The following is a 261-nucleotide window of genomic DNA, read 5'->3' as shown; positions in this document are numbered from 1 at the left end:
ATTGCTCTCTTTTTAAGCGCTACGCTCACCAAAAAAGTAACGAAAGAATTCCTGGACGCCGGTTGGAGCCCGGATACTCCCGTTGTCGTGGTGCAGCGTGCCAGTTGGCCGGATCAGGTGATCGTACGGACAACCGTGGAGCGGATGGACACCGATATGAGCGCCAAGGGAATTCGTTCCCATGCGATGATTTTGGCTGGCTGGGCCCTTGATCCGGAGATTTCAAAGCATGAAGAATACCGCTCGAAACTGTATGATAAG

General features: G+C 52.5%; 1 pseudogene. It reads left to right on the top strand.

Annotated features, from left to right (window positions below):
• Positions 1-261, top strand: a pseudogene (locus tag MXD62_RS08885) (precorrin-4 C(11)-methyltransferase); the annotation flags it as partial.

The organism is Frankia sp. Mgl5 (assembly GCF_023242985.1).
Classification (GTDB): domain Bacteria; phylum Actinomycetota; class Actinomycetes; order Frankiales; family Frankiaceae; genus Parafrankia; species Parafrankia soli.
This window is presented reverse-complemented; position numbering and strand designations above follow the sequence as displayed.